The sequence below is a fragment of the uncultured Campylobacter sp. genome (assembly GCF_938018145.1).
In the GTDB taxonomy this organism is placed as follows: domain Bacteria; phylum Campylobacterota; class Campylobacteria; order Campylobacterales; family Campylobacteraceae; genus Campylobacter_A.
Map to the genome: position 1 here is coordinate 1 of NZ_CALIII010000214.1, position 1,457 is coordinate 1,457.

The following is a 1,457-nucleotide window of genomic DNA, read 5'->3' on the forward strand; positions in this document are numbered from 1 at the left end:
CGTAGCGATAATAGACCAAATTTTAAGCGCGAACGCTGACAAGGTCGCCGAATATAAAAGCGGCAAGGATAAGCTTTTTGGATTTTTTGTCGGTCAGACGATGAAAGAGGGCAAGGGTGCGTTTAATCCCGCAAAAGTAAATGAGCTTTTAAAAGAAAAATTAGGATAAATTTGGCTTGCGCCGCCGTTTTTACGATATTTGGCGGCTATGGTTTTGCGTCAAATTTGGCCCAAAAAGTAAATTTACGGCGCCAATTTTTATTTTATAGAGACGGACGGCGCGGTCAAATTTAAGTTGTTTAATTTTTTGCAAAAGCAAGTTTCGGCTTGCAGGCGGGCCGGTCAAATTTAGCTGAAATAAACGTAAATCACAAAAAAGAGTAAAAATGAAAATAGCCATCATCGGAGCGGGAAAGTGGGGCAGCGCGCTTTTTCATGCGCTTTCGCAAAGAAATGACTGTGTTATCACCTCGCGCAGGCAGCTTGAGGGTTCGCATTTCGTGAGCCTAGATGAGGCGCTAAAGCGCGATCTGCTAGTCGTTGCCATACCTTCGCAGTCCGTTAGCGGTTGGCTAAAAGAGCATTTTAAAAACTCCGGACAGAAAATTTTAGTCGCCTCAAAGGGTATCGAGACCTCGAGCCTTCGTTTTTTAGACGAGATTTACGAACAGCACGTAGATGCGGCAAATTTGGCCTTTTTATCGGGTCCTAGCTTTGCTAAAGAGATACAAAACGACCTTCCGTGCGCGCTCGTGATAAACTCCAAAAACGAAGCCCTTGCCTGCGAGATTTCAGCGCTTTTTCCGCAAAATATCAAAGCCTACGCCAGCAGCGACGTTATCGGTGCAGAGATCGCGGGTGCCTATAAAAACGTCATCGCTATCGCGGGCGGTATCTGCGACGGGCTCGGGCTTGGTAACAGCGCTCGCGCCAGCCTCATCTCGCGCGGACTTGTCGAGATGGCAAGATTTGGCGAGTATTTTGGCGCGCAACAGCAGACCTTTTTGGGGCTTAGCGGCGCGGGCGATCTGTTTCTAACGGCTTCGTCCGTACTATCGCGTAACTACCGCGTGGGCCTGGGGCTTGCTAAAAACGAGAGCCTAAATAAAATCCTAAACGATCTAGGTGAAGTCGCCGAGGGTGTGGATACATCATACGCGATAGAAAAGATCGCCGCCGGTAAGGGCATCTATACGCCGATAGTAAACGAGGTCGCGGCGATGCTGCGCGGTAAAGACGTACAGGAAAGCTTGAGAGATTTGCTGAGCAAAAAATAAAATTTGGCTAAAAGTGTGTCTTTGTGTTAGAGATGAATTTGGTTCAAAAGTCCGCGATTTGCCTTTTTTGAGACTAGATTAAAAATTTAAATAATTACAAATTTATGCGAAATTTGCAGACTTCTGCATCCGTCAAATTTTAAAAGGCTAAATTTAATGCCGTTATCTACCGATATGATT

At 45.9% G+C, this 1,457-nt stretch carries 1 protein-coding gene and 1 pseudogene; both read left to right on the plus strand.

The annotated features are described in order from the left end of the window. Positions 1–169: pseudogene (gene gatB, locus Q0338_RS04790) on the plus strand (Asp-tRNA(Asn)/Glu-tRNA(Gln) amidotransferase GatCAB subunit B); the annotation flags it as partial. A gap of 217 nt (positions 170–386) precedes the next feature. Then, positions 387–1,277 (plus strand): NAD(P)H-dependent glycerol-3-phosphate dehydrogenase, encoded by an 891-nt coding sequence (locus tag Q0338_RS04795; RefSeq protein WP_298085762.1) that lies wholly within the window; start codon positions 387–389, stop codon positions 1,275–1,277. Positions 1,278–1,457: the final 180 nt, after the last annotated feature.

Coding starts and splice junctions, on each gene's coding strand:
- Q0338_RS04795 (WP_298085762.1), top strand. CDS start 387: ATGAAAATAGCCATCATCGGAGCGGGAAAGTGGGGCAGCGCGCTTTTT.